The 22374-nt window shown below is 59.2% G+C and carries 20 protein-coding genes; 9 read left to right on the forward strand and 11 right to left on the reverse strand.

Annotation, left to right across the window (positions count from 1 at the left end):
• Positions 1-83 precede the first annotated feature (83 nt).
• From purH to gcbA, 11 genes are all read right to left on the reverse strand, one after another.
• A complete protein-coding gene (purH, locus tag ACA052_RS02965; RefSeq protein ID WP_497648334.1) occupies positions 84-1691 on the reverse strand; it encodes a bifunctional phosphoribosylaminoimidazolecarboxamide formyltransferase/IMP cyclohydrolase in 1608 nt (535 codons plus the stop codon).
• An 81-nt stretch (positions 1692-1772) separates the two neighbouring features.
• The gene (fis, locus tag ACA052_RS02970) at positions 1773-2093 is read right to left on the reverse strand and encodes a DNA-binding transcriptional regulator Fis (protein ID WP_007907419.1); all 321 of its coding nucleotides are present in this window, start codon (positions 2091-2093) and stop codon (positions 1773-1775) included.
• On the reverse strand, positions 2090-3100 hold the full coding sequence (dusB, locus tag ACA052_RS02975; protein ID WP_497648335.1) for a tRNA dihydrouridine synthase DusB: 1011 nt from the start codon (positions 3098-3100) through the stop codon (positions 2090-2092). The genes fis and dusB overlap by 4 nt, the downstream gene beginning before the upstream one ends.
• A gap of 185 nt (positions 3101-3285) precedes the next feature.
• Entirely contained in the window at positions 3286-4497 is a 1212-nt protein-coding gene (locus tag ACA052_RS02980) for a DUF3426 domain-containing protein (RefSeq protein ID WP_497648336.1), read from the reverse strand.
• Positions 4498-4527: 30 nt separating this feature from the next.
• Positions 4528-5406, reverse strand: a complete 879-nt coding sequence (gene prmA / locus ACA052_RS02985) for a 50S ribosomal protein L11 methyltransferase (protein WP_497648337.1) — start codon at positions 5404-5406, stop codon at positions 4528-4530.
• A gap of 340 nt (positions 5407-5746) precedes the next feature.
• Positions 5747-7105, reverse strand: a complete 1359-nt coding sequence (gene accC / locus ACA052_RS02990) for an acetyl-CoA carboxylase biotin carboxylase subunit (protein ID WP_497648338.1) — start codon at positions 7103-7105, stop codon at positions 5747-5749.
• A 17-nt stretch (positions 7106-7122) separates the two neighbouring features.
• Complete coding sequence (accB, locus tag ACA052_RS02995; RefSeq protein WP_054044024.1) at positions 7123-7584, reverse strand: acetyl-CoA carboxylase biotin carboxyl carrier protein; 462 nt, start codon at positions 7582-7584, stop codon at positions 7123-7125.
• A 24-nt stretch (positions 7585-7608) separates the two neighbouring features.
• A complete protein-coding gene (gene aroQ, locus ACA052_RS03000) occupies positions 7609-8064 on the reverse strand; it encodes a type II 3-dehydroquinate dehydratase (protein ID WP_497648339.1) in 456 nt (151 codons plus the stop codon).
• A 131-nt stretch (positions 8065-8195) separates the two neighbouring features.
• Positions 8196-9941 carry a protein-disulfide reductase DsbD gene (locus ACA052_RS03005; protein WP_497648340.1) on the reverse strand — a complete coding sequence of 582 codons (1746 nt, stop codon included), beginning with the start codon at positions 9939-9941 and terminating at the stop codon, positions 8196-8198.
• 174 nt (positions 9942-10115) lie between these two features.
• Positions 10116-12062 (reverse strand): methyl-accepting chemotaxis protein, encoded by a 1947-nt coding sequence (locus ACA052_RS03010; protein ID WP_497648341.1) that lies wholly within the window; start codon positions 12060-12062, stop codon positions 10116-10118.
• 52 nt (positions 12063-12114) lie between these two features.
• Positions 12115-13785, reverse strand: a complete 1671-nt coding sequence (gcbA, locus tag ACA052_RS03015; protein ID WP_497648342.1) for a diguanylate cyclase GcbA — start codon at positions 13783-13785, stop codon at positions 12115-12117.
• 325 nt (positions 13786-14110) lie between these two features.
• Between gcbA and ACA052_RS03020 the strand changes: the two genes are divergently transcribed.
• The 9 genes from ACA052_RS03020 (at position 14111) to speA (ending at position 22320) form a co-directional block, all read left to right on the forward strand.
• On the forward strand, positions 14111-15262 hold the full coding sequence (locus ACA052_RS03020; protein WP_497648343.1) for a DUF2515 family protein: 1152 nt from the start codon (positions 14111-14113) through the stop codon (positions 15260-15262).
• Positions 15259-16101 carry a hypothetical protein gene (locus tag ACA052_RS03025; protein ID WP_497648344.1) on the forward strand — a complete coding sequence of 281 codons (843 nt, stop codon included), beginning with the start codon at positions 15259-15261 and terminating at the stop codon, positions 16099-16101. Before ACA052_RS03020 ends, ACA052_RS03025 begins: the two co-directional genes overlap by 4 nt.
• Positions 16098-16775, forward strand: coding sequence for a hypothetical protein (locus ACA052_RS03030; protein WP_497648345.1), 678 nt, complete (start codon positions 16098-16100; stop codon positions 16773-16775). Before ACA052_RS03025 ends, ACA052_RS03030 begins: the two co-directional genes overlap by 4 nt.
• A gap of 15 nt (positions 16776-16790) precedes the next feature.
• Positions 16791-17297, forward strand: coding sequence for an Hcp family type VI secretion system effector (locus tag ACA052_RS03035; RefSeq protein ID WP_497648346.1), 507 nt, complete (start codon positions 16791-16793; stop codon positions 17295-17297).
• 14 nt (positions 17298-17311) lie between these two features.
• A complete protein-coding gene (locus tag ACA052_RS03040) occupies positions 17312-17770 on the forward strand; it encodes a hypothetical protein (RefSeq protein ID WP_497648347.1) in 459 nt (152 codons plus the stop codon).
• Positions 17771-17922: 152 nt separating this feature from the next.
• Positions 17923-18990, forward strand: a complete 1068-nt coding sequence (locus tag ACA052_RS03045; protein WP_497648348.1) for a DUF2333 family protein — start codon at positions 17923-17925, stop codon at positions 18988-18990.
• Positions 18991-18993: 3 nt separating this feature from the next.
• Positions 18994-19551: an NUDIX hydrolase gene (locus ACA052_RS03050; RefSeq protein WP_497648349.1), complete on the forward strand. Its 558-nt coding sequence runs from the start codon at positions 18994-18996 to the stop codon at positions 19549-19551.
• Positions 19552-19813: 262 nt separating this feature from the next.
• Positions 19814-20185: a translation initiation factor Sui1 gene (locus ACA052_RS03055; RefSeq protein ID WP_090176030.1), complete on the forward strand. Its 372-nt coding sequence runs from the start codon at positions 19814-19816 to the stop codon at positions 20183-20185.
• A 221-nt stretch (positions 20186-20406) separates the two neighbouring features.
• Positions 20407-22320 (forward strand): arginine decarboxylase, encoded by a 1914-nt coding sequence (speA, locus tag ACA052_RS03060; RefSeq protein WP_497648350.1) that lies wholly within the window; start codon positions 20407-20409, stop codon positions 22318-22320.
• The last annotated feature ends 54 nt before the right edge of the window (positions 22321-22374 follow it).

A 22374-nucleotide genomic window follows, 5' to 3' on the forward strand; every position in this document is an offset into this window, starting at 1 on the left:
CGATAACGCGGGGTGTCTGAAACAACGCGGCGACGTATCGTTCATCGCGAGCAAGCTCGCTCCTACAGGTGAAAGCGGTGCTATCAGTGACGGAAGTGGCGCATGCCGGTGAAGACCATGGCGATGCCGGCTTCGTCTGCTGCAGCAATCACTTCGTTATCACGCATCGAGCCGCCTGGCTGGATCACCGCAGTGATGCCGACCTTGGCCGCATTGTCGATGCCGTCGCGGAACGGGAAGAACGCGTCGGAAGCCATAACCGCGCCCTGCACTTGCAAACCGGCGTGTTCAGCCTTGATCGCAGCGATACGCGCGGAGTTCACGCGGCTCATCTGGCCGGCGCCGACACCGATGGTCTGGCGGTTCTTGGCGTAGACGATGGCGTTGGATTTTACGTACTTGGCGACTTTCCAGGCGAAGATCAGGTCGTTGATTTCCTGTTCGGTCGGAGCGCGCTTGGTCACGACTTTCAGGTCTTCACTGCCGATCATGCCGATGTCGCGGCTCTGAACCAGCAGGCCACCGTTGACGCGTTTGTAGTCCCAGGCAGCGGCGCGATCAGCCGACCACTCGCCGCAGGCCAGCAGGCGTACGTTGGCTTTGGCCGCGACGATGGCGCGAGCTTCTGCGCTGACGGACGGGGCGATGATCACTTCGACGAACTGACGCTCGACGATGGCCTTGGCGGTTTCAGCATCCAGTTCGCGGTTGAACGCGATGATGCCGCCGAACGCCGACTCGGTGTCGGTGGCGTAGGCCAGTTCGTAGGCCTGACGGATGCCGCCTTCGGCATCAGGACTCACGGCCACGCCACACGGGTTGGCGTGCTTGACGATCACACAGGCCGGTTTGACGAAGCTCTTCACGCATTCCAGCGCGGCATCAGTGTCGGCCACGTTGTTGTACGACAGCTCTTTGCCTTGCAGTTGGGTCGCGGTGGCGATACCGACTTCGGCAGGCTTGGCTTCCACGTAGAACGCCGCGCTCTGGTGCGGGTTCTCGCCGTAACGCATTTCCTGAGCCTTGACGAACTGGCTGTTGAAGGTGCGCGGGAATTCGCTGCGACCTTCCGTGCTGAGTGTTTCAGCGGCCTGGTTCACGGTGCCCATGTAGTTGGCGATCATGCCGTCGTAGGCTGCGGTGTGTTCGAAGGCCTTGAGCATCAGGTCGAAACGCTGAGCGTAGGTCAGGCCACCGGCCTTGAGGCCTTCCAGTACGCTGGCGTAATCGCTGGCATTGACCACGATGGCCACGTCTTTGTGGTTCTTGGCTGCGGAACGGACCATGGTAGGGCCGCCGATGTCGATGTTCTCGATCGCGGTCGGCAGGTCACAGCCTGGCTTGTTGATGGTGGCTTCGAACGGGTACAGGTTGACCGCTACCAGGTCGATCGGCTTGATGCCGTGCTCGTTCATGATCGCGTCGTCGATACCGCGACGACCGAGGATCCCGCCGTGGATTTTCGGGTGCAGGGTTTTCACCCGACCGTCCATCATTTCTGCGAAACCGGTGTAATCCGCGACTTCCACTGCGGCAACACCGTTGTCGCGCAGCAGCTTGAACGTTCCACCGGTGGAGAGGATCTCGACGCCCAGGGCTTCAAGCTCTTTGGCGAATTCGAGGATCCCGGTCTTGTCGGAAACGCTGATCAAGGCGCGGCGGATCGGCAGGCGGGTAGTCTGGTCGGTCATTTCAATTTCCATCAAAAGCAAAGGAGTCAGCAAAAAAGGCGACCGTTTTTACGCGGGCGCCTTTCTGGTTTGATTGAATGCTTACAGCAAATCGTACTGCTTGAGTTTCTTGCGCAGCGTGCCTCGGTTGAGTCCTAGCAGCTCGCTGGCCTTGGTCTGGTTACCCTTGACGTAGTTCATCACGCACTCGAGCAGGGGCGCCTCGACTTCGGAGAGCACCAGGTTGTACACATCCGTGACGGCAGCGCCCTCAAGGTGGGCGAAATAATTGTGCAGCGCCTTCTCGACACTCCCGCGAAGGGTCTGACCTTCTTCGCTCGGCGTATTGAGGTGCTGTTTCAAATTCACGTTGTCGCTCACGGGTGTTGTTCCACTCACTAAAGTCTCGGTCATCATCGTCATGCGGCCACCCACTCTCCGTCCCCTGTCAGGCTCTTGTAACGTTCGGCGAAGAAGCCCTGAACGTTGGCGCATTGTGCTTCCGTATCTTCCAAACGATTGAAGTGGGCGCGAAACTCCCTGGCGCCCGGCAAGGTTGCGAGATACCAGCCCACATGCTTTCGAGCGATACGGACACCCATGACGTCTCCATAGAAGACGTGCAGTGCAGCCAGATGCTCTAGCAGAATGCGTTCCACCTCGATCAGTTCCAGTGCCGGAAGTTTTTCGCCGGTACGCAGGAAATGATCGATCTCACGAAAAATCCATGGCCGCCCCTGGGCAGCCCGTCCTACCAGCAGTCCATCGGCACCGGTCGCGTCGAGCACGTACCGGGCCTTCTCTGGCGAATCGATATCGCCGTTGGCAAAGACCGGAATCGACACCGCCTGCTTGATCGCGGCGATGGTGTCGTACTCGGCTTCACCGGTGTACAGATCGGCACGGGTGCGGCCATGGACCGCCAACGCCGTAATGCCTGCCTGCTCCGCGATCTTCGCCACTGTCAGGCCGTTCTTGTTGTCCCGGTCCCAGCCAGTACGGATCTTCAAGGTGACCGGCACATCCACTGCGGCCACCACGGCCTGCAGGATCTCGGTCACCAATGCTTCATCCTTCAACAGGGCGGAACCGGCGGCCTTGTTGCAGACCTTCTTCGCCGGACAGCCCATGTTGATATCAATAATCTGTGCGCCCAGCTCGACATTGGCCCGGGCCGCATCCGCCAGCATCTGCGCATCACCACCGGCGATCTGGACCGAGCGTGGCTCGGGATCACCTTCGTGGATCATGCGCATTCGCGATTTGCGGGTGTTCCACAAACTCATGTCGCTGGTGACCATTTCCGAGACTACAAGTCCTGCACCCAGTCGCTTGCACAGCTGACGAAAGGGCTGGTCGGTGACGCCCGCCATGGGGGCGAGAATCAAGCCGTTGTGCAATGTATATGGACCGATGCGTACCGCCGACATAGGACTTCCCTGTTGTGGGGCCGGATCATGAGAGTTCGAAAAAGGGTTGGCATGATACCCGCTCTCGATGACTGGAGAAAGGCTGAATTGAACAAAATCTGAACAGTTATTCTGTTATCGCCAGCGGTTTGGTCCACACGGGCAAAGTCAGAAAGCCGCCGTCAATCCTGAATCGGTGAACCGTTTCACTCGGGCGAATGAAAGCTCAGGCTGTAGTTCACCGCTTTTGGGCCTGGATCGAGAATGTCCAGAGCGATGTGGATCGGCGTTTGCGGCGGCATTTCAACCATGCCTTCAAGGTCGCCGTTGAGGTACTCGCCGGGCTTGAAGCGACGGCTGGCAATCAGATGACCGTTGAGGTCGGCAAAGCGCAGTTCCAGCAGCGGGAAGGGCTGGGAGAAGGGCGCGCGGTTGTAGATGATCGCATCGACCACCAGTGCGCCACTGAAGTCGGGATGACTGCGGACCACCAGGTTGCTGCTTTTTATTTTCGCGATGTCGACTTTCGACGGTACCGTGCAGCCGATTTGCGGGCACAGTTGCTGGAACCACGGACGGTATTGGTCCTGGCGCGCCAGTTCGTCGAAATGATAGGCGACGTACTGGCCAGCGAGTCCGGCGGCACCGAGCAGGATCAGGAGCATCCAGAGAAACCTGCGCCCCCAGGGTGAGCGGCGTCTCTGCCAATCCAGTTGTAGCGGATCATCGGTCAGGTCTTGCAGTATTTCGGCGTTTACGGCCGGTTCGCTGCGCTCACGACGCTTGCGCAGCGGGGCGATCGACGGCAGGTCGTGGTCAATTTCGTCGGTAGCCGACAGGCGTTCGTGGTGAAGCGGAGCGTCGAGCGGATCGTGCAGGCGCAACTGGGGAGGCTGGGGCTCTTCGTCCAGTTCTACCGGCTCCAGCGACAGCGAAGGCTCGGTGCGCTCGTGATTGCCCGGTTCGAGTTCCAGTTCCGGCAAATCGTCTTCAACGGTCTGTGCGCGATCGGCTGCGGACTCGCTGAACAGACTGTCGGACCAGGTTTCTTCGGTTTCGGGCTGGTCACGGTGTGCGCTCAGACCGTCTTCGCGATGCCTGCCAAATTCGGTGGTCGGCTGGATTTCCCGCTGTTCAAGCCGGGCGAGTTCTTCGTCGAGGTCCAGGCTGTCCAGATCCAGTTCGGCGGCGGTCCATTGCTTCAGGCTGATGGCCCGTTGTTCCGGTGCGTCGGCGATGACCGGGGCGACTGGCGTGACCGCTTCCTTGCCAGCCTGCTCCAGCAACTGCTTGGCGGCGTTGAACACCTGCAAGCACGAGCCGCAACGAACTACTCCGCGGGCCACGCTCAACTGGGCATGGCTGACACGGAAGCTGGTTTGGCAATGCGGGCACTGAGTGACGAAGCTGTCGGTCATGCGGCGATCCGGTTTATGCAGGCGTCCATTCTAGCGCCGACGGCCGGTAATGCGCACCCAGCCATCGCGATTGGCAATCGGGTCCAGGTCGAAGTCCTGAACGTAGGCCTTGGCGACTTCTTCACCTTGCTCGGCGAGGATACCTGACAGGGCCAGGCGCCCGCCGGGCTTGACCAGGCTGGACAGTTGCGGCGCCAGGGATACCAGCGGGCCGGCGAGGATGTTCGCCACCAGCACGTCAGCTTGAACCTGCGGTAGATCTTCCGGCAGATACAGCGGGAAGAGTGCCTCGGCAATGTTGTTGCGCCCGGCGTTGTCGCGAGAGGCTTCCAGCGCCTGCACGTCGATGTCGGTGCCGACGGCTTCCTTGGCGCCCAGCAGCAGGGCGGCAATCGCCAGGATTCCCGAGCCGCAACCGAAGTCCAGCACATTGCAGTCTTTCAGGTCCTGACCGTCGAGCCATTCCAGGCACAGCGCGGTGGTCGGGTGGGTGCCGGTGCCGAACGCCAGGCCCGGGTCCAGCAGAATGTTCACGGCGTCAGGTTCAGGGGCAGCGTGCCAGCTTGGAACGATCCACAGGCGTTGACCGAAGCGCATTGGCTGGAAATCGTCCATCCAGGTGCGTTCCCAGTCCTGGTCTTCGATGACTTCGCTGTGATGCTCGGGCAGTGGGCTGCCGGTCAGCAACTCAAGGTGGGCCAGCACCGTGGCGGCTTCGGTGCCACCTTCGAACAGGGCCAGCAGGTGCGTGTGCGACCACAGCGGGGTGGTATTGAGTTCCGGTTCGAAGATCGGCTGATCTTCGGCGTCCATGAAAGTCACCGACACGGCGCCCACTTCAAGGAAAGCGTCTTCGTAGGTTTCGGCTTGTTCTGGGCTGATGGCGAGACGGACTTGCAGCCAAGGCATGGCGGGCACCTTTGAAAAATATTGATTGCAGCCTAGCGGGCTGCGAGAAGCGCGCAAGTTTACGCGAGCGCGGAGGTTTTGTGGGAGTGGGCGAGCCTTAATGCCATTCGGTTCAGTCGCGACGCAATCTGTAGCAGCTGGCGAAGCCTGCGTTCGGCTGCGCAGCAGTCGTCAATCCAGACCGTGCGTTGTTTCAGGAAGACCGTGCGCTCAGGTTTTACGACTGCTGCGCAGCCGAACGCAGGTTTCGCCAGCTGCTACGGAGGTATGTTGCAGTCCACATGAAACCTCCAGATACAACAAAGCCGCTCGAAAGCGGCTTTGTTGATCAGGCTAAAGCTTAGTGCTTCTCGCCAGCCAGCTTGTGCTCGAGGTAGTGAATGTTCACTCCACCTTTGCAGAAGCCTTCATCACGGACCAGATCGCGGTGCAGCGGGATGTTGGTCTTGATCCCGTCGACGACGATTTCGTCCAGCGCATTGCGCATGCGCGCCATGGCTTCGTCACGGGTTGCGCCGTAGGTGATCAGCTTGCCGATCAACGAATCGTAGTTCGGCGGAACCGCATAACCACTGTACAGGTGCGAATCGACGCGAACGCCGTTGCCGCCCGGGGCGTGGAAATGCTTGACCGTGCCTGGGCTCGGCATGAAGGTTTTCGGGTCTTCGGCGTTGATCCGGCATTCCAGCGCGTGGCCGCGGATAACCACGTCTTCCTGGGTGTACGACAACTTGTTGCCAGCGGCGATGCTCAGCATCTCCTTGACGATGTCGATGCCAGTGACCATTTCCGAAACCGGGTGCTCAACCTGGACGCGGGTGTTCATTTCGATGAAATAGAACGCGCCGTTCTCGTACAGGAACTCGAAAGTGCCTGCGCCACGGTAGTTGATGTCGATGCACGCCTTGACGCAACGTGCGAGGACTTCAGCGCGAGCTTTCTCGTCGATGCCCGGTGCCGGCGCTTCTTCGAGGACCTTCTGGTGACGACGTTGCAGCGAGCAGTCGCGGTCGCCCAGATGGATCGCATGACCCTGGCCGTCGGAAAGCACCTGGACTTCCACGTGACGTGGGTTGGTCAGGAACTTTTCCAGGTAGACCATCGGGTTGCCGAACGCCGCGCCTGCTTCGGTGCGGGTCAGTTTTGCGAAAGAAATCAGGTCTTCTTCTTTATGCACGACGCGCATACCGCGACCACCACCGCCGCCAGCGGCTTTGATGATCACCGGGTAACCGACTTCGCGACCAATGCGCAGGGCGGTTTCTTCGTCTTCAGGCAGCGGGCCGTCGGAACCCGGAACGGTTGGAACGCCCGCCGCGATCATGGCGTGCTTGGCCGATACCTTGTCGCCCATCAGGCGAATGGTGTCGGCTTTCGGACCGATGAACGCAAAGCCGGAGTTTTCCACCTGTTCGGCGAAGTCGGCGTTTTCCGCAAGGAAGCCGTAGCCTGGGTGAATGGCGGTCGCGCCGGTCACTTCAGCAGCGGCGATGATTGCCGGAATGTGCAGGTAAGAGTGAGCCGCCGAAGCCGGACCGATGCAGACGGATTCGTCTGCCAGGCCCAGGTGCATCAGCTCTTTGTCAGCCTTGGAGTAAACGGCGACGGTCTTGATGCCCATCTCTTTGCAGGCACGCAGGATGCGCAGGGCAATCTCACCGCGGTTGGCGATCAGAACTTTTTCCAACTTCGCAGTCATCAAAGTCTCTCCGCGGTTCAAACGATGGTGAACAGCGGTTGGTCGTACTCAACCGGCTGGCCGTCTTCGACGAGGATCGATTCGATCACACCGCTGGTTTCAGCTTCGATGTGGTTCATCATCTTCATCGCTTCAACGATGCACAGGGTGTCGCCTTTCTTCACGGTCTGGCCAACTTCAACGAAGGATGGCGAGGACGGCGAAGATTTGCGGTAGAACGTGCCGACCATGGGCGAGCGGGCAACGGTGCCGTTCAGCACTGGCGCGGCCGGAGCAGCAGGAGCGGCAGCGGCAACCGGGGCGGCAGCAACAGGTGCAGGCGCCGGAGCATGCATTGGCGCCGGAGCGTAGTACTGCTGAGCTGGTGTCTTGCTGTGGCGGCTGATACGTACGGACTCTTCGCCTTCCTTGATCTCGAGCTCGTCGATGCCGGACTCTTCCAGCAATTCGATCAGTTTCTTAACTTTACGGATATCCATGAATCATCAACTCCCAAGGGTCGGTCAGGGGCGTTTAGCTTGTAGTTCAAGCTGTTCCAGGGCGGCCTCCAGGGCCAGTCGATAACCGCTGGCGCCAAGGCCGCAGATCACTCCCACCGCTACGTCGGAGAAGTAAGAGTGATGGCGGAAAGGTTCGCGTTTGTGCACGTTAGACAAATGCACTTCGATGAATGGGATGCTCACCGCCAGCAGCGCGTCACGTAATGCGACACTTGTATGCGTAAAAGCTGCTGGGTTGATCAGAATGAAGTCCACACCTTCGCTGCTGGCAGCGTGGATGCGGTCGATCAATTCATACTCGGCGTTGCTTTGCAGGTGGAGCAAATGGTGGCCGGCTTCACGGGCACGGCGTTCCAGGTCCTGGTTGATCTGCGCCAGCGTCGTAGCGCCATAGGTGCCCGGTTCGCGGGTGCCGAGCATGTTCAGGTTGGGTCCGTGCAGAACCAATAGCGTCGCCATCTGCTGTTCCTTGATATCTGTGTGCAATTGTCAGAACCCGGCGACTATGCCGCAAAGCCTTTGTGACTGTCCAGTTCTATGCAATAGCCAGCACGATGGCCGATGTTTACCAATTATTTATGACTGCGAGATTAAATCCGGTCATTCGCTTTCGCGACACGTTTGGCGAAGTCCGCTGCATTGATCTCGCCGATCACCCTCGCATCGGCGCGTTCGACGCCATCCTTGCCAAAAAACATCAGCGCCGGCGGGCCGAACAGCTTGTAGCGGTCGAGCAGGGCGCGTTGCTCTGTGTTGCTTGCAGTGATGTCGAAACGGATCAACCGATAGCCCTTGAGTCTGTCGACGACCTTCGCGTCGTTGAGCACTTCGTGTTCAATGACTTTGCAACTGATGCACCAGTCGGCGTACCAATCGAGCAGCAGCGGAGTGGCGGAAGATCTGGCCTCGCCGAGGACCCGTTCCAGCTCTGCCGGGGTGCTGACGGTTTGCCAGTCACTGGCGTTTTGCGCTTGCTCATTGCCGGCAACCACACGCGGTTGGCCAATCGGATTGAGCGGATCGGTCTGGCCACTGAACGCCCCGTACCAACAGGCCAGCGCGTAAAACAGCAGGAACATCCCAAGCAATTGGCCTAGGCGTTTTCGAGGGGGTTTATAGACGAACTCCAGCGCGCCCATGAATAACCCGACGCCACCCGCCAGCAAGCCGATCAGCAGCAAGGTGATCTCGCCCGGCAACACGCGACTGAGCAAACCGATCGCCAGCCCCAGTAACAAAACCCCGATGGCGTTTTTCACATAGACCAGCCACGGCCCGCTTTTCGGCAGCCAGGCTGCGCCCCCGGTAGCGACCAATAACAGCGGGGCGCCCATGCCGAGGCCGAGCATGAACAATTTCAATCCACCGCCCAACGCATCGCCGCTGGCGCTGATGTACAGCAGCGCGCCAGCCAATGGCGCCGAAACGCAAGGCGAAACCAGCAGGCTGGACACCACGCCCAACACCGCCGCGCCCCACAACGAGCCGCCCTCGGTGCGGCCGGCGATCCGGTCCAGTCGGCTGCTGATCGCGTGAGGCAGCTTGAGTTCGAAGACGCCGAACATCGCCAACGCAAACAGCACAAAAAATGTCGCGAACGGCACCAGCACCCAGGCTGATTGCAGTCGCGCCTGGAGATTGAGTTGCGCACCGAACATTCCCATCAACGCGCCGAGCAGGGCGAAGCACGCGGCCATCGGCAGTACATAAGCGAGGGACAGGTTGAAGCCGCGCAAACCGCCAACCTGGCCGCGTAACACCACGCCGGACAGGATTGGCAGCATCGGCAGCACACAGGGGGTGAACGTCAGGCCAAGGCCCGCGAGGAAAAACAGCGCGAGTTCGCGCCAGCTCCAGTTTTGCGCTGGTGCGGGGGCGCCAATGCCAGCAATGGCGAGGCGTTCGGTCTCGGGTGGATAGCACAGGCCTTTGTCGGCGCATCCCTGATATGTCACGGCCAGGGTGAAGGCGCGTTGATCGGTGCGTGGCAACTCGACATCAAGCATGCCGTGATAGACCTCGACGTCGCCGAAGTACTCATCGTGCTTCTTCTCGCCGTTGGGCAGTTGCGCGATCCCGAGGGCGACATCGGCCGGATCGGCGCGAAACTGAAAGCGATGCCGATAGAGGTAATAGCCCTCGGTTGCGACGAAGCGCAGTTTGATCGATTGCGGTGTGCTTTCTACCAGGCTCAACTGAAAGGCTTCGCGCACCGGCAGGAAGTCGGCGCTGTTGTTGATCGATCCCAGCGTCGAACTGGGCCGGCTCTCCAGCAACCCGGCGGCGGTGGCCGGCAGGGTGAGCACTAAAAGCAGCAGGCAGAGCAAACGGCGCATGACAATCTCGCGTATCGGAATTGGAGGCATGATAGCTGACTGTGCAATGCGGCGACTCCCTGTAGGAGCTGCCGCAGGCTGCGATCTTTTGATCTTGATCTTCAGCGATGGGTCAGGCGCCAAGAGCAGGATCAAAAGATCGCAGCCTTCGGCAGCTCCTACAGGGGAATGTGATCAGACGCGGAAGGCCTGAACGGCGGTATGCAGTCGTCCGCCGAGTACAAGGAGATTTTCTCCTTGCTCACGCCCCTCGCCAATTCTCAGCAAGTTATCCCCACCCAATTGGTGAATTCGCTCACTGTGATCGCGGATTTCGCTGACAGCGCCGCTCTGCTGGGCGGTGACATCGGCAATGCGCACGGCGGTGTCGGAAATGGTCTGGATGGCCCCGACGATTTTATCCAGCGCCCCGTCGGCAGCCTGGGCCTGATTGGCGGTGGCTTCGGCGTGTTCGACCTGGGCGCGCATGCCCTCTACCGATTGTCGCGCGGCGGTTTGCAGGCCGGCGATCAGGGTCTGGATCTCTGCCGTGGCGCCAGCGGTGCGTTGTGCCAATGAGCGAACCTCCTCAGCCACCACCGCAAATCCACGGCCCATTTCCCCCGCCCGGGCCGCTTCGATGGCGGCGTTCAGGGCCAACAGATTGGTCTGGTCCGCAATCGAGCGGATCACTGTCAGCACGCCACCAATGGTCGCGGACTCTTCGGCCAGGTGCTCGATCATCTGCGCGTTACCTTGCACTTCACCCACCAGCGCATGCAGCCCGGTGAGGCTGAGGCCGATCACTTTCTGCCCATGTTCCACCGCCAGCCCGGCATGGCGGCTGGCGGCGGCAGCCTGGCTGGCATCGCCGGCCACTTGCTGGATGGTCGCTTCCAGCTCGCCGAGGGAGTCGCGGATCAGCGCGGTGTCACCGGCCTGATGCTCGGCGCCACTGTGCAGGTCATTGCTCAACTCGGCCAGGGTCCGGCTGCTGCCGGCGACCTGTTCGGCGTTGAGGCGAATGGTGCCCACCAGGTCGACGAGATAAGCCCGCAGGCGATTGAGCGAGGCTTGAATGTCGTGCAGTTCGCGGTTGGTCTTGCCCAGTTCAATATCCCGGCTGAAGTTGCCCTCGGCCCAGGTCGAGAGGGCGGGCGCGAGGTTGGTCAGGGTTCTGGCCAGGCGTCGTTGCAAGGTGTCGATGAGCAGCGCGATCAGCAGGATCAGGCCGATCATCAGCCCTTGCATCAGCCGCACTTCGCTCTGGATTTGCCCGTGCTGGGCGCGAACCACCGGCTCCAGCCCGGCGATGGCTTGCTGCACGGCAGCGATTTTCAGGTGGGTCGCGGCGCTGAGGTCGGCGCGTTTCTGGATCTGCTCGCGGGTGCGCGCAAGCTCCGAGGGATAGCGGGTCAGCAGGCTATTGAGGTCGCGTTTGAGCCCGACACCGGCATCTTTCGCCACCGCTTTTTCAGTGTTCTCCAGGCCCATCATCGCCGCGAAATCGTCCGTGCCCGACTCACTTGTACTCGTCACACCTAATAGCGGTAAGGCATTCAGCAGTTCGGCTTGAGCGCGAATGTTGGTCACTTCACGTTCAACATCGGCGGCCAGTTCGCTGCGACCGCTGCTGACCAGTTTGTCCCGGGCCAAAGACAGTTTGCCCAAGTGCTGTGAGGCGGCGAGCAATGGCGTCAGGTAGCCCGCGTTATCGCTGGCATACAGGCTGAGCTGATCGAGACTGGCGCCGAGTTCGCGCTCGGCTTGCAGCAGCAGCGCTTGCGGGTCGCCCGCGAGTTTGCCAGCGGCCAGCAGGTCGGTTTTGCTGAACTCATTCAGGTTCGACAGGCTAGGGCGCAAGGTCTCGGCCAATGCCGGCGGCAATTCGCCGAGTTCCTGTTGCAGGTCGTCGATCGCCTGGCTGGCGCCGCTCAGGCGCAGGGCATCGCCGCTGGAGAGGTAGTCTTCAACGTTACGCGCGACTTGATTTTGAAATTGCTGGGACAAACCGAGGTAACGCTCCATCAGTAGATAAGGGCGTTCGAGGGCTTTTTGCGACCACCAGAGTGTGGCACCGAGCGCCACACACACGGCGACTAAAAGGAGGGTATTGAGATTGGTCAGCAGCTTCAGGCGCATCGCGGGACTACCAACGGCAGAATGGTAAGCGCCTGAAGTTATTGCGTTTCTGTTACAGCGTTATGACGGACGGGGTTGATTCCGATGAAAAAGTGGCACTTTGCTTTGACGTCCGTGCGGCTTGGACGCGGTTGCGTCCGGCGTGCTTGGCCCGATAGAGAGCCTCGTCGGCCTGGCTGGCCATCATCAGCCCGTCGGAATCTTCACACAGCTCGACTACCCCGGCGCTGAACGTGCACCAGAGATCCTGAGGTTGCGCCGGGTAATGAATTTCGGCAAAACGCTGTCGGATTTCATCGAGGACGTTGTAGGCCGCTTCGATATCGGTGTCGGGCATGACAATCGCGAACTCTTCCCCGCCGTATCGACCGATGAAGTCAGTCTTGCGCAACCGTTGCTTGAGAAATAGCGCCAGGCTTTTTATGACGCGATCGCCCATCGGGTGGCCGTGGCTATCGTTGACCCGCTTGAAGTGGTCGATGTCGAGCATCGCAAAGCTCAGCGGCTTGTTTTCGCGGCGGGCGCGGAACGAACAATCTTCGAGCAATTGCAGAATGTGCGTGTGGTTGTACAACCCGGTGAGGCTGTCGCGGACCATCCGTGCCTTCAGGTTGCGTGCCCGCGCGGCGCGGTTGCGCACAGTGGTGATCAGGTGCCGGGGTTTGATCGGTTTGGTCAAGAAGTCATCACCGCCCTCGCTCATCGCGTCGAGCTGCTTGTCCAGGTCGTCTTCGGCCGACAGGTAAATGATCGGTACGCTGACATAGCGATCGTTGTGGCGGATCACCTTGGCCAGTTCAGTACCGGTGCAGGCCGGCATGTACATGTCGAGGATGATCAGGTCGGGCTGGAAGTCTGCCAGTTCGGCCATCGCCTGAATCGGCTCGATCAAGGTCCGCGTGACGATCCCAGCGCTGTTGAGCAGGCGTTCGGTGTGCAAGGCCTGGGCACGGGAGTCGTCGATGATCAGCACTTTATAAGGCTCGTACTGCGCGACACAGGTCAGGACTTCGATCTTTTCCAGCAAGCTCGAGGCTTCAAGCGTGCCGGTAAGAAATTCCTGGCCACCGGCACGTACGGCGGCGAGTCGGGTCGGAGTGTCGGTTTCGAGCAGGCTGAAAAACAGCAGTGGCAACGGTTCATCCAGGCCGACCTGGGCCTCGGCGGCCAGTTTCAAACCGATGCCGGGACCGCTGAAGTCCACGTCCATGACGATCGCGGCGGGCAAGCGTTCGACCATCGAGGAACGGAACGCCGCCACGCTGTCCAGCGACTGGGCACTGAGCCCGAAGAATTCCAATTGCTTGGCGAGGCGCTCGGCACGGTCGTGATCCTGCAGCATCACATAGATCGGCTTGCGCAGCGGCGGCAGGAAGGTTTGTTCGTACTGATCGCCATGGCGCAGACCGGTGCGCGACAGGCGCTGCATCAACCGATTGAGGTCGGTGATCAGCCCGCTGCTCAGGCGCCCGCGATTGGCGTCGACCGCTTCCAGTGACAGGCCGATATGGCGCGCCAGTTGCGTGTGTTCCGGTTGTTCGAAACGCTCGGCGAAACGCAGCAGGCGCAGGTTGGCCTCGCTCAGTTCCGATAAGTCGGTGGGGGACCACTCGCTGCGTTGCAGGCGTTGCCAGATCTCAAGAATTTGACGTGCCTGATGAATTACCCGCTGGGCAAAGTGGTGCTTGAGGCGCTCACGGCTGGGGTCTTCTGGCTCGGTCATATCCTGACTACTAGTTAGGGTGCATGCTGAGATCGACTGGTGGCTCTATGCTAGCACCTCTTTTCGATTGCATGAGTGTCGTAAGTCAATAATCTGTACTACGGCGATATTCAGTTTCTGACTGGTTGGTCGAACTTTGCTTGTTACAGTCTGGTAACGGCCAGCAGACAGTGCGCTTCGGGACGTTTCCTATTCATATCAGGGCAACTTCCTTCTTAACGACGACTCTCGTCTGTCAGCGGATTCTGATTTTTCGTCGGCGTGATTCGGACAGGATTTTTGGCTGGTAGGGTTCAGGGATTCCCCTAGAAGCCAATTACCAATCATGACCCAGTGTTTCAAAGAACTGCCTTGCGATAAGCAGCTGCTGAATCACAACAGCACGCCCGTGGCTGATTGTGAATGCAAAGAGATGGAGCTTTATGGTTCCAGAGCGTTTGTCACCGATGTGCCGATTCTTACGTGCGCATGCCTTTGGCGTCATTACCAGAAGGAAGCGGAAGAAATCGTTGCCCCCGGCGGCGTCCTGATTGCCGATCCAGTGGAGCGCAATCGTGCGATTAATGCCGCGTACGCCCGGCTATGGCTGCATGACCCGAGGTTTCAATGGGCCGGGTTGGCGGCGTTTGCTTCCAAGCAGGTTGGCTGCGGGTTGCTTCACGCGGCGGACAGTATTGATCTGATTCGCGAAGAGTATGAAGCGCGGGAGCGGTTGCGCGACAGCCGTCGCGAATCAGGGTTGTTGACGCCGGGCAGGATGGCCGAACAGGCGGATGAGTTGCGTGAATATAAAGAAGCCGACTCGCGTAATCCGGTCCCTTCCGTGGATTTTCGTTCACAAGGAGAGGATCTGTCGCTGGTGCAGCAGCAGTTCCAGCATGTGCACGACATGTTGGCGTTGGGCAATACCGCGCTGTTTCTTGATGTTTTTCCGCTGCATGAGTTCTATGCAAAGCGTGGGTTAAAAGAGTTGAAGAGGTGCCTGGGAGCGCGGGCGGGAATACTTGGACATCCGAAGTTTCCGGTGCTGTGGCCGGTGGACCAGAAAAAACTCCGTTTCGGGCGGGATCACACCGAGATTTTGCAGGGGTTTGAGGCGATTGAGGCGGGGAATATTGCTGACAGCGTTGAGCACCTGGCTTGGCATGAACAGCGCAATATCCTCCAGCCAACCATCTACGAGGACCAACAACTGGTGGCGTTGCTGCGTGCTAACCATGCTTCCTACGTGACCGGTTTTCCTACCGGAGTGGCTCAAGCTATCGAGTTGACCCTCACCAGCCAATGTCAGCGCGTCGAGGATGGCCGCACGATTGGTTTTGTTAACTCTCCCCTGGCGGATTTGTCGGACATCAAACAGCGAATGCCGTTTGTGCTTCGGGCTGCGGCTCGCTTCGACGAGATGTTGCAGGACGTCAATCGGTCCGCGCTGGAACAATCTATTCGAGAGATCGCTGCGCGGGGTGGGTTGTCATGACCATGTCGTTGCAAGCGGTTCGCAGCTGGAGGCGAGCATTGCTCGTTATTTTGTGTGTGCTTGCAGTGAAATTGACGATCGAAATGCTTTCGGATGGTCCGGAAGTCGCTTTGGAAATGGGCGGCACTTATGAAGACCTTTACGAGCGCTCCTCTGCTTCCTTCAGCCCTTTAATACCTGGACATATCTGGATGGGGCTTCCCGAGACCGATGCAAGTTTACGGTTCATTGATCCGAAGTTTGGATTCGTGACGCCACCCGCTCGTTTTTTCACCGTGGGTTTCGATGACAACGTGATCATAAGCATCCGTATGTCGCCGCAAATCGAGCCGCTGTTGCTTGATGATGCCCTGAAGGTCGCTCTTGGTTTGCAAGATCAGTGGCGCAAAGGCGGATGGCAGGTAGCTGGGCCGAGCAGTTATCCGCCATTCGCTGATACTCCGGCATGGCGAGCGCTGTTTCGAGACGAGAACACAGACGCAAAAACCTACTGGAAGGCAGGTGGTAAATATCAAGTCACGATGTATATGAGTCGTTTCGAGTACAGCAAGTACCCAAACGAAGAGCGTTATCTGATCACCCTTTCTATAGGCAAGCCGTGGACACCGTTCGATGAAGTCGAAGAGGGATACGACGATCACGGCCAATGCCAGCGTATTCATGACGGGCGCACCATTGGTTTCAGCAACAGCCCGCTAGCGGACTTATCGGATATCAAGCAGCGAATGCGTTTCGTATTTCGGGCTGCTGGGCGCTTTGATCAGATGCTCAACGACACAAGCCTTAGTGTGCTGGAGCAGTCGATCACCGAAATCGCATCAGGACAAGAAATACGATGAATTTGCGGCAAGGTATTAGCGGCTGGCGGCTTTGGACAGGTTTGCTGCTTCTGGCTGCCCTGATAGGGATGGCTGCGTATCAGTTAATTGAGTCTCTATCGCAAGAGCCGGTAATCGCTTTGGAAATGGGCGGTACCTATGAAGACCTGCACAAGCGCTCCTCCGCCTCCTTTAGCCCGTTAGTACGCGGGAATGTCTGGTCCGGTATCCCCGCGACCGATGCGAGATTGCGATTCATCGACCCACAGTACGAATTCATTACTCCGCAGGCGCGTTTTTTCGCCGTTGGATTTGACGATAACGTGATTAAAAGCATCCGCATATCTCCGCAAATCGAGCCGCTGCTACTCGATGATGCCCTGAAGGTTGTCCTGGATTTGCAGGATCAGTGGCGCCAGGGCGGATGGCGGGTTGCCGGACCGAGAACCTTTCCACCCTTTGCCGATACGCCTGCATGGCGAGCGCGGTTACGAGACGTGAACCAAGGAGGAACGACCTACTGGAATGCTGGTGAAAAATATCAAGTCGCGATGTTTATGTACCGTTTTAAGTACAGCAAGTACCCAGACGAAGAACGCTATCTGATAACCCTCTCGATAGGCAAGCCGTGGACGCCCTTCGATGAAGTCGAAGAGGGATACCAAGATCGTCATCCTGTTTATCAACCCAAATAAAAAAGGAATCCCACCATGCCAACCCCTGCCTTCATGACCCTCCACGGCGAACGACAAGGCTTGATCAGCGCGGGGGCCTTCACCGAGGCCTCGGTGGGCAACGTCTATCAACTGGGCCGTGAAGACCAGATCATGATCCAGGCCCTGAGCCACGGCATTTTCGTGCCGAAAGGCTTGGGCGCGGGGCGTCGGATGCACAAGCCTTTGATCATTACCAAGACCATCGACAAAGCGACACCGCTGATCAACAACGCTTTATGCTCGGGAGAATTGCTCAAAGTGTGCCGCGTCGAGTGGTATCGCACGTCGGCGCAGGGGATTCAGGAACACTTCTACACGCTGGAGCTGGAAGATGCGGTGATCGTCGGCGCTGAAGTGCTCATGCCGCATTGCCAGGATCCCGGTAACGCCTACCTGACTCAACTGGAAAAAGTCCATTTCAGCTATCGTCGTATTACTTGGCGGCATGAAATCAGCCGAACCATGGGATCCGATGAATGGAGCAACGAGGGGCAGGCATGAGGCTGGTCAACCAAATGGGTCTGTCCGAGTGGGAGCAGCGACATGCCTGGGCCGGCGAGCAGGCGCTGGAGCTGGTGCATCAGGCACTGCTTGATCAACAGCCCATCGAAGGCCTTGCCGAGCTGCGTGCCAGCCTGTTGATCGACCTCGACAGCGAGGTGCTTGACCAGATTGAGCGGGGAGAGTGGTGGTTGGTCAGGGCTGAAGCCGATTACGTCGACTGGAGGATGCCGGATCGGGCCTTTGATCCGAAGGTCATGGAGCTGGTGCAAAATCCCCCCGTCCAGCCTTCGAGATCGCCAAAACTCTTTCGCCTCCTCGACAATGCAACGGGCGAGCCTCTGGCGCAGCGTCATTACATCGCAACGGTGGATGGCGACTCGGCTCCGCGCAGAACCGACGGCGAGGGAATCGCCCATCTATTTATCTCGGCTGCGGTTCAGCCAATCTCAATGAAGGTCGTTGGCGTTTAACCGGGCAGGGCGGCTCAGTTCATGGGCACACGGTGATCACCAATCACAGAGGTAATTTTCGGGATTCACCCAACGGCGGGTGCCGGTCAAAGGCACGTTGTTGTATGGTTGTGGTCGAACCGATGAACTCAAGTGATTGAAAGGATATCGCCATGCTGGACTGGAAGAACCGCGCGGGCAGCGCGCCTGAACGTGCCGCTGAACCGAAATCGGCTGCCCGCTCTTATATAGGTGGCGTTTTGTTCAGCCGGGCGCTGGCGACGCTGGTTGGACTGTATCTTTTGGTGACCATCGGTCTGGGCTGGTATTGGAGCCAGGAGCCGGCGCTGTTCCCCGTTCAGCAGAATGCCCAGATGGCGGCCGAGAAAGAAGGCAAGCAGATGGTCATCGGCTACACCACGGTGGAAACCCTCAAGACCGTCGCCGGTACGTTGCTGAACAAGCCGGGCGGCTACATTTCCAACGACCGTTTCCCGCCGGGACTGTGGATGGATAACACGCCGAGCTGGGAGTATGGCGTACTGGTCCAGGTTCGCGACCTGACGCGCGCCATGCGCAAAGACTTCGCCCGCTCGCAATCGCAATCGGCCGAAGACGCCGATCTGGCCAAGGCCGAGCCGCGTTTCAACTTTGACAACAAGAGCTGGGTGCTGCCTTCCAGTGAGTCCGAGTATCAGGAAGGTATCAATTCCCTGAGCCGCTATCAGGCTCGCTTGTCCGACCCAACGCAGAAAAACGCACTGTTCTATGCCCGGGCCGACAACCTGAACAACTGGCTGGGCGATGTCGGCACCCGTTTGGGGTCGTTGTCGCAACGGCTGTCGGCCAGCGTGGGCCGGGTCAAGCTCAACACCTCGCTGAAAACCGAAGTGGTTGTGCCGGGCCAAGTGCCGCAGGTGGACGAAGAAATCGTCGAAACCCCGTGGATGCAAATCGATAACGTGTTCTATGAAGCCCGCGGTCAGGCTTGGGCGTTGTCCCACTTGCTGCGCGCCATCGAAGTCGACTTCGCCGATGTACTGGCGAAGAAGAACGCCACGGTCAGCGTGCGCCAGATCATTCGTGAGCTGGAAGCCTCGCAAGAGCCGGTCTGGAGCCCGATGATCCTCAACGGCAGCGGTTTCGGCGTGCTGGCCAACCACTCGCTGGTCATGGCCAATTACATTTCCCGGGCCAACGCCGCAGTGATCGATTTGCGTCAACTGCTCAATCAGGGCTGAGTCATGGTCGACAGTTCCAAAGAGGCCGCCCACCGCGCGGCCTCGGATGCTGAACAGATCGCCTGGGTCGACGAGCAGGACAACCTGCTTGGCGCCCTGGTCCGCTCTGACCTGCGCGAGCGCGGGCTGATCGGACGCGGGACTTACATCATGCTGTTCAATTCGGCCGGTGAGCTGTGTGTGCATCGGCGCACGTTGAGTAAAGCGATTTATCCCGGTTACTGGGATGTGGCGGCCGGGGGCATGGTGCTGGCCACCGAAACCTACGCCGAGTCGGCCGCTCGCGAACTCGAGGAAGAATTGGGAGTGAGCGGCGTGGAACTGACCGCCCATGATCATTTTTACTTCGAAGACACCGGCAACCGCCTCTGGTGTTCGGCGTTTTCGGCGGTGTGGGACGGTCCATTGATCCTGCAGCCTGAGGAAGTGCTTGAAGCGCGCTTTATTGCCGTCGATCAGGTCATGCTGGAAATCCAGCAGAAGCCTTACTGCCCGGACTCTTTGGCCGCGTTGCAACGCTATCTCCGGGCGCGTGGCGAGGACGTCGCAAAAGAGCCATAAATTGGCGCCGATTGGCTCTTAGCAAGTCGGCTTTTTGCCGTTACACTGCGCGACCTTTTCAAACTGAACCGGTCTTGCTTTTTGTAGGAGCTGCCGCAGGCTGCGATCTTTTGATCTTGTTTTTCTAAAATCAAAAGATCGCAGCCTGCGGCAGCTCCTACACAGATTTTACCGTTTCAGTAGCGCTGCCCCTGCCTGAGTGGGGCTTCGCGGTCGATGGCACCTGCCGCGACCAGTCTTTGTCCTCCCAAGAGGATTGCCGGTGGCCAAAAAAGCCGCATCCTTCGCCGCCCTTGGTGGCCTGGTATTTTCCACCGACGCAGGTCGTCATTGCCCGGATTGCAGTAAGCCGGTGGACGCCTGTATCTGCAAACAGACCGTTATCCCGGCCGGCGACGGCATCGCTCGCGTGCGTCGCGAAAGCAAGGGCCGTGGCGGCAAGACGGTGACCACCATCACCGGCGTGCCGTTGGCTGAAGACGCGCTCAAGGACCTGGCCACGACGTTGAAGAAACGTTGCGGCACCGGTGGGGCGCTGAAAGACGGGATCATCGAAATCCAGGGCGATCATGTCGAGCTACTCTTGGCCGAACTGATCAAACTCGGTTTCAAAGCAAAGAAGTCCGGCGGCTAGCAGCCTCTGTGAAAACCACCCTCGGCTTGACCAGTCCTGAACACCTTCAGGTCTGGCGTCGTCTACATGGTTTTCACAGAGCCTGTTCTGATCGGTTCTAAACTCAGCGCTGGATGTGAGGTCTATGCCCCTTGCATGCAGGCTAATCGTCATTTTTATACTTTAGACTGCGCCAGCCTGAACCCAGGCGACGCTCTATGACTTCTTTATAGGGGACTTCAATGTCCGTAAGACGCACACGCAAAGACGATGGCAGCCAATGGACAGTTGCGGACAGCCGCAGTGTTTACGGGATTCGCCATTGGGGGGCCGGATATTTCGCGATCAATGACGCCGGTCGCGTCGAAGTTCGTCCGAACGGTCCGGCCAGTTCGCCTATCGACCTGTTCGAGCAAGTCGACCAGCTGCGCAAAAGCGGCTTGTCCTTGCCATTGCTGGTTCGTTTCCCGGATATCCTGCAAGACCGCGTGCGTCAGCTGACCGGTGCCTTCGATGCCAATATCGAGCGCCTGGAATACCAGAGCAAGTACACCGCGCTGTACCCGATCAAGGTTAACCAGCAAGAAGCGGTGATCGAGAACATCATCGCCACCCAGAACGTATCCATCGGTCTGGAAGCCGGCTCCAAGCCCGAGCTGCTGGCCGTACTGGCCCTGGCGCCGAAGGGCGGCACCATCGTCTGCAACGGTTACAAGGACCGTGAGTTCATTCGTCTGGCGCTGATGGGCCAGAAACTGGGCCACAACGTGTTCATCGTGATCGAGAAAGAATCCGAAGTGGCCCTGGTGATCGAAGAAGCCGCCTCGTTGAAGGTCAAGCCTCAGGTCGGCCTGCGCGTGCGTCTGTCGTCCCTGGCGTCGTCCAAGTGGGCGGACACCGGCGGCGAGAAGTCCAAGTTCGGTCTGTCGGCGGCGCAACTGTTGTCGGTGGTCGAGCGTTTCCGCGCGGCTGGCCTGGATCAAGGAATTCGCCTGCTGCACTTCCACATGGGCTCGCAGATCGCCAACCTGGCGGACTACCAGCACGGGTTCAAGGAAGCGATCCGCTACTACGGCGAATTGCGCAACCTCGGCCTGCCGGTCGACCACATCGACGTCGGCGGCGGTTTGGGCGTGGATTACGACGGTACCCACTCGCGTAACGCCAGTTCGATCAACTACGACATGGATGATTACGCCGGTGTCGTGGTCGGGATGCTCAAGGAGTTCTGCGATGCGCAGAGCCTGCCGCACCCGAACATCTTCTCCGAGAGCGGCCGTTCCCTGACCGCCCACCACGCCATGCTGGTGGTGCAGGTGACCGACGTCGAGAAGCACAACGACGACGTACCGCAGATCGACAACAAGGAAGCGCTGCCGGAAACCGTGCAATGGCTGGTTGACCTGTTGGGTCCGACCGACATCGAGATGGTCACCGAAACCTACTGGCGCGCCACGCACTACATGAGCGACATCGCGACCCAGTACGCCGATGGCAAACTCACCCTGGCTGAAAAAGCCCTGGCCGAGCAATGCTACTTCGCCGTGTGCCGTCGCCTGCACAACTCGTTGAAGGCGCGTCAGCGTTCGCACCGTCAGGTGCTCGACGAACTCAACGACAAGCTCGCCGACAAGTACATCTGCAACTTCTCGGTGTTCCAGAGCCTGCCGGACACCTGGGCCATCGGCCAGGTGCTGCCGATCCTGCCGCTGCACCGTCTCGACGAAGAGCCGATGCGTCGTGCGGTGCTGCAAGACCTGACCTGCGACTCCGACGGCAAGATCAAGCAATACGTCGACGAGCAGAGCATTGAAACCAGCTTGCCGGTTCACGGCTTGAATGAAGGCGAAGATTACTTGCTGGGGATCTTCCTGGTCGGCGCCTACCAGGAAATTCTCGGCGACATGCACAACCTGTTCGGTGACACCGATTCGGTGAACATCTACCAAAACGCTGATGGCAGCGTGTACCACGCCGGTATCGAGACCCACGACACCATCGAAGACATGCTGCGCTACGTGCACTTGTCGCCGGAAGAGTTGATGACCCACTACCGCGACAAGTGCGCCAGTGCCCGCATCACCGCTGCCGAGCGCACCCAGTTCCTCGACGCGTTGCGTCTGGGGCTCACGCGCTCCTCTTACCTGTCCTCATGAGGTAACTCATCAGGTTGTCTGAAAATGTTCCGCGCGCTGCGGAAATTTCAGATG

The organism is Pseudomonas sp. LBUM1644 (genome assembly GCF_059716195.1).

Coding starts and splice junctions, on each gene's coding strand:
- fis (WP_007907419.1), bottom strand. CDS start 2,093: ATGACGATGATGACCGAGACTTTAGTGAGTGGAACAACACCCGTGAGC.
- ACA052_RS03045 (WP_497648348.1), top strand. CDS start 17,923: ATGCTGGACTGGAAGAACCGCGCGGGCAGCGCGCCTGAACGTGCCGCT.
- ACA052_RS03035 (WP_497648346.1), top strand. CDS start 16,791: ATGCCAACCCCTGCCTTCATGACCCTCCACGGCGAACGACAAGGCTTG.
- ACA052_RS02980 (WP_497648336.1), bottom strand. CDS start 4,497: ATGACCGACAGCTTCGTCACTCAGTGCCCGCATTGCCAAACCAGCTTC.
- accB (WP_054044024.1), bottom strand. CDS start 7,584: ATGGATATCCGTAAAGTTAAGAAACTGATCGAATTGCTGGAAGAGTCC.
- purH (WP_497648334.1), bottom strand. CDS start 1,691: ATGACCGACCAGACTACCCGCCTGCCGATCCGCCGCGCCTTGATCAGC.
- ACA052_RS03020 (WP_497648343.1), top strand. CDS start 14,111: ATGACCCAGTGTTTCAAAGAACTGCCTTGCGATAAGCAGCTGCTGAAT.
- aroQ (WP_497648339.1), bottom strand. CDS start 8,064: ATGGCGACGCTATTGGTTCTGCACGGACCCAACCTGAACATGCTCGGC.
- ACA052_RS03050 (WP_497648349.1), top strand. CDS start 18,994: ATGGTCGACAGTTCCAAAGAGGCCGCCCACCGCGCGGCCTCGGATGCT.
- ACA052_RS03005 (WP_497648340.1), bottom strand. CDS start 9,941: ATGCGCCGTTTGCTCTGCCTGCTGCTTTTAGTGCTCACCCTGCCGGCC.
- ACA052_RS03040 (WP_497648347.1), top strand. CDS start 17,312: ATGGGTCTGTCCGAGTGGGAGCAGCGACATGCCTGGGCCGGCGAGCAG.
- speA (WP_497648350.1), top strand. CDS start 20,407: ATGTCCGTAAGACGCACACGCAAAGACGATGGCAGCCAATGGACAGTT.
- ACA052_RS03010 (WP_497648341.1), bottom strand. CDS start 12,062: ATGCGCCTGAAGCTGCTGACCAATCTCAATACCCTCCTTTTAGTCGCC.
- gcbA (WP_497648342.1), bottom strand. CDS start 13,785: ATGACCGAGCCAGAAGACCCCAGCCGTGAGCGCCTCAAGCACCACTTT.
- ACA052_RS03025 (WP_497648344.1), top strand. CDS start 15,259: ATGACCATGTCGTTGCAAGCGGTTCGCAGCTGGAGGCGAGCATTGCTC.
- prmA (WP_497648337.1), bottom strand. CDS start 5,406: ATGCCTTGGCTGCAAGTCCGTCTCGCCATCAGCCCAGAACAAGCCGAA.
- ACA052_RS03030 (WP_497648345.1), top strand. CDS start 16,098: ATGAATTTGCGGCAAGGTATTAGCGGCTGGCGGCTTTGGACAGGTTTG.
- accC (WP_497648338.1), bottom strand. CDS start 7,105: ATGACTGCGAAGTTGGAAAAAGTTCTGATCGCCAACCGCGGTGAGATT.
- dusB (WP_497648335.1), bottom strand. CDS start 3,100: ATGTCGGCGGTACGCATCGGTCCATATACATTGCACAACGGCTTGATT.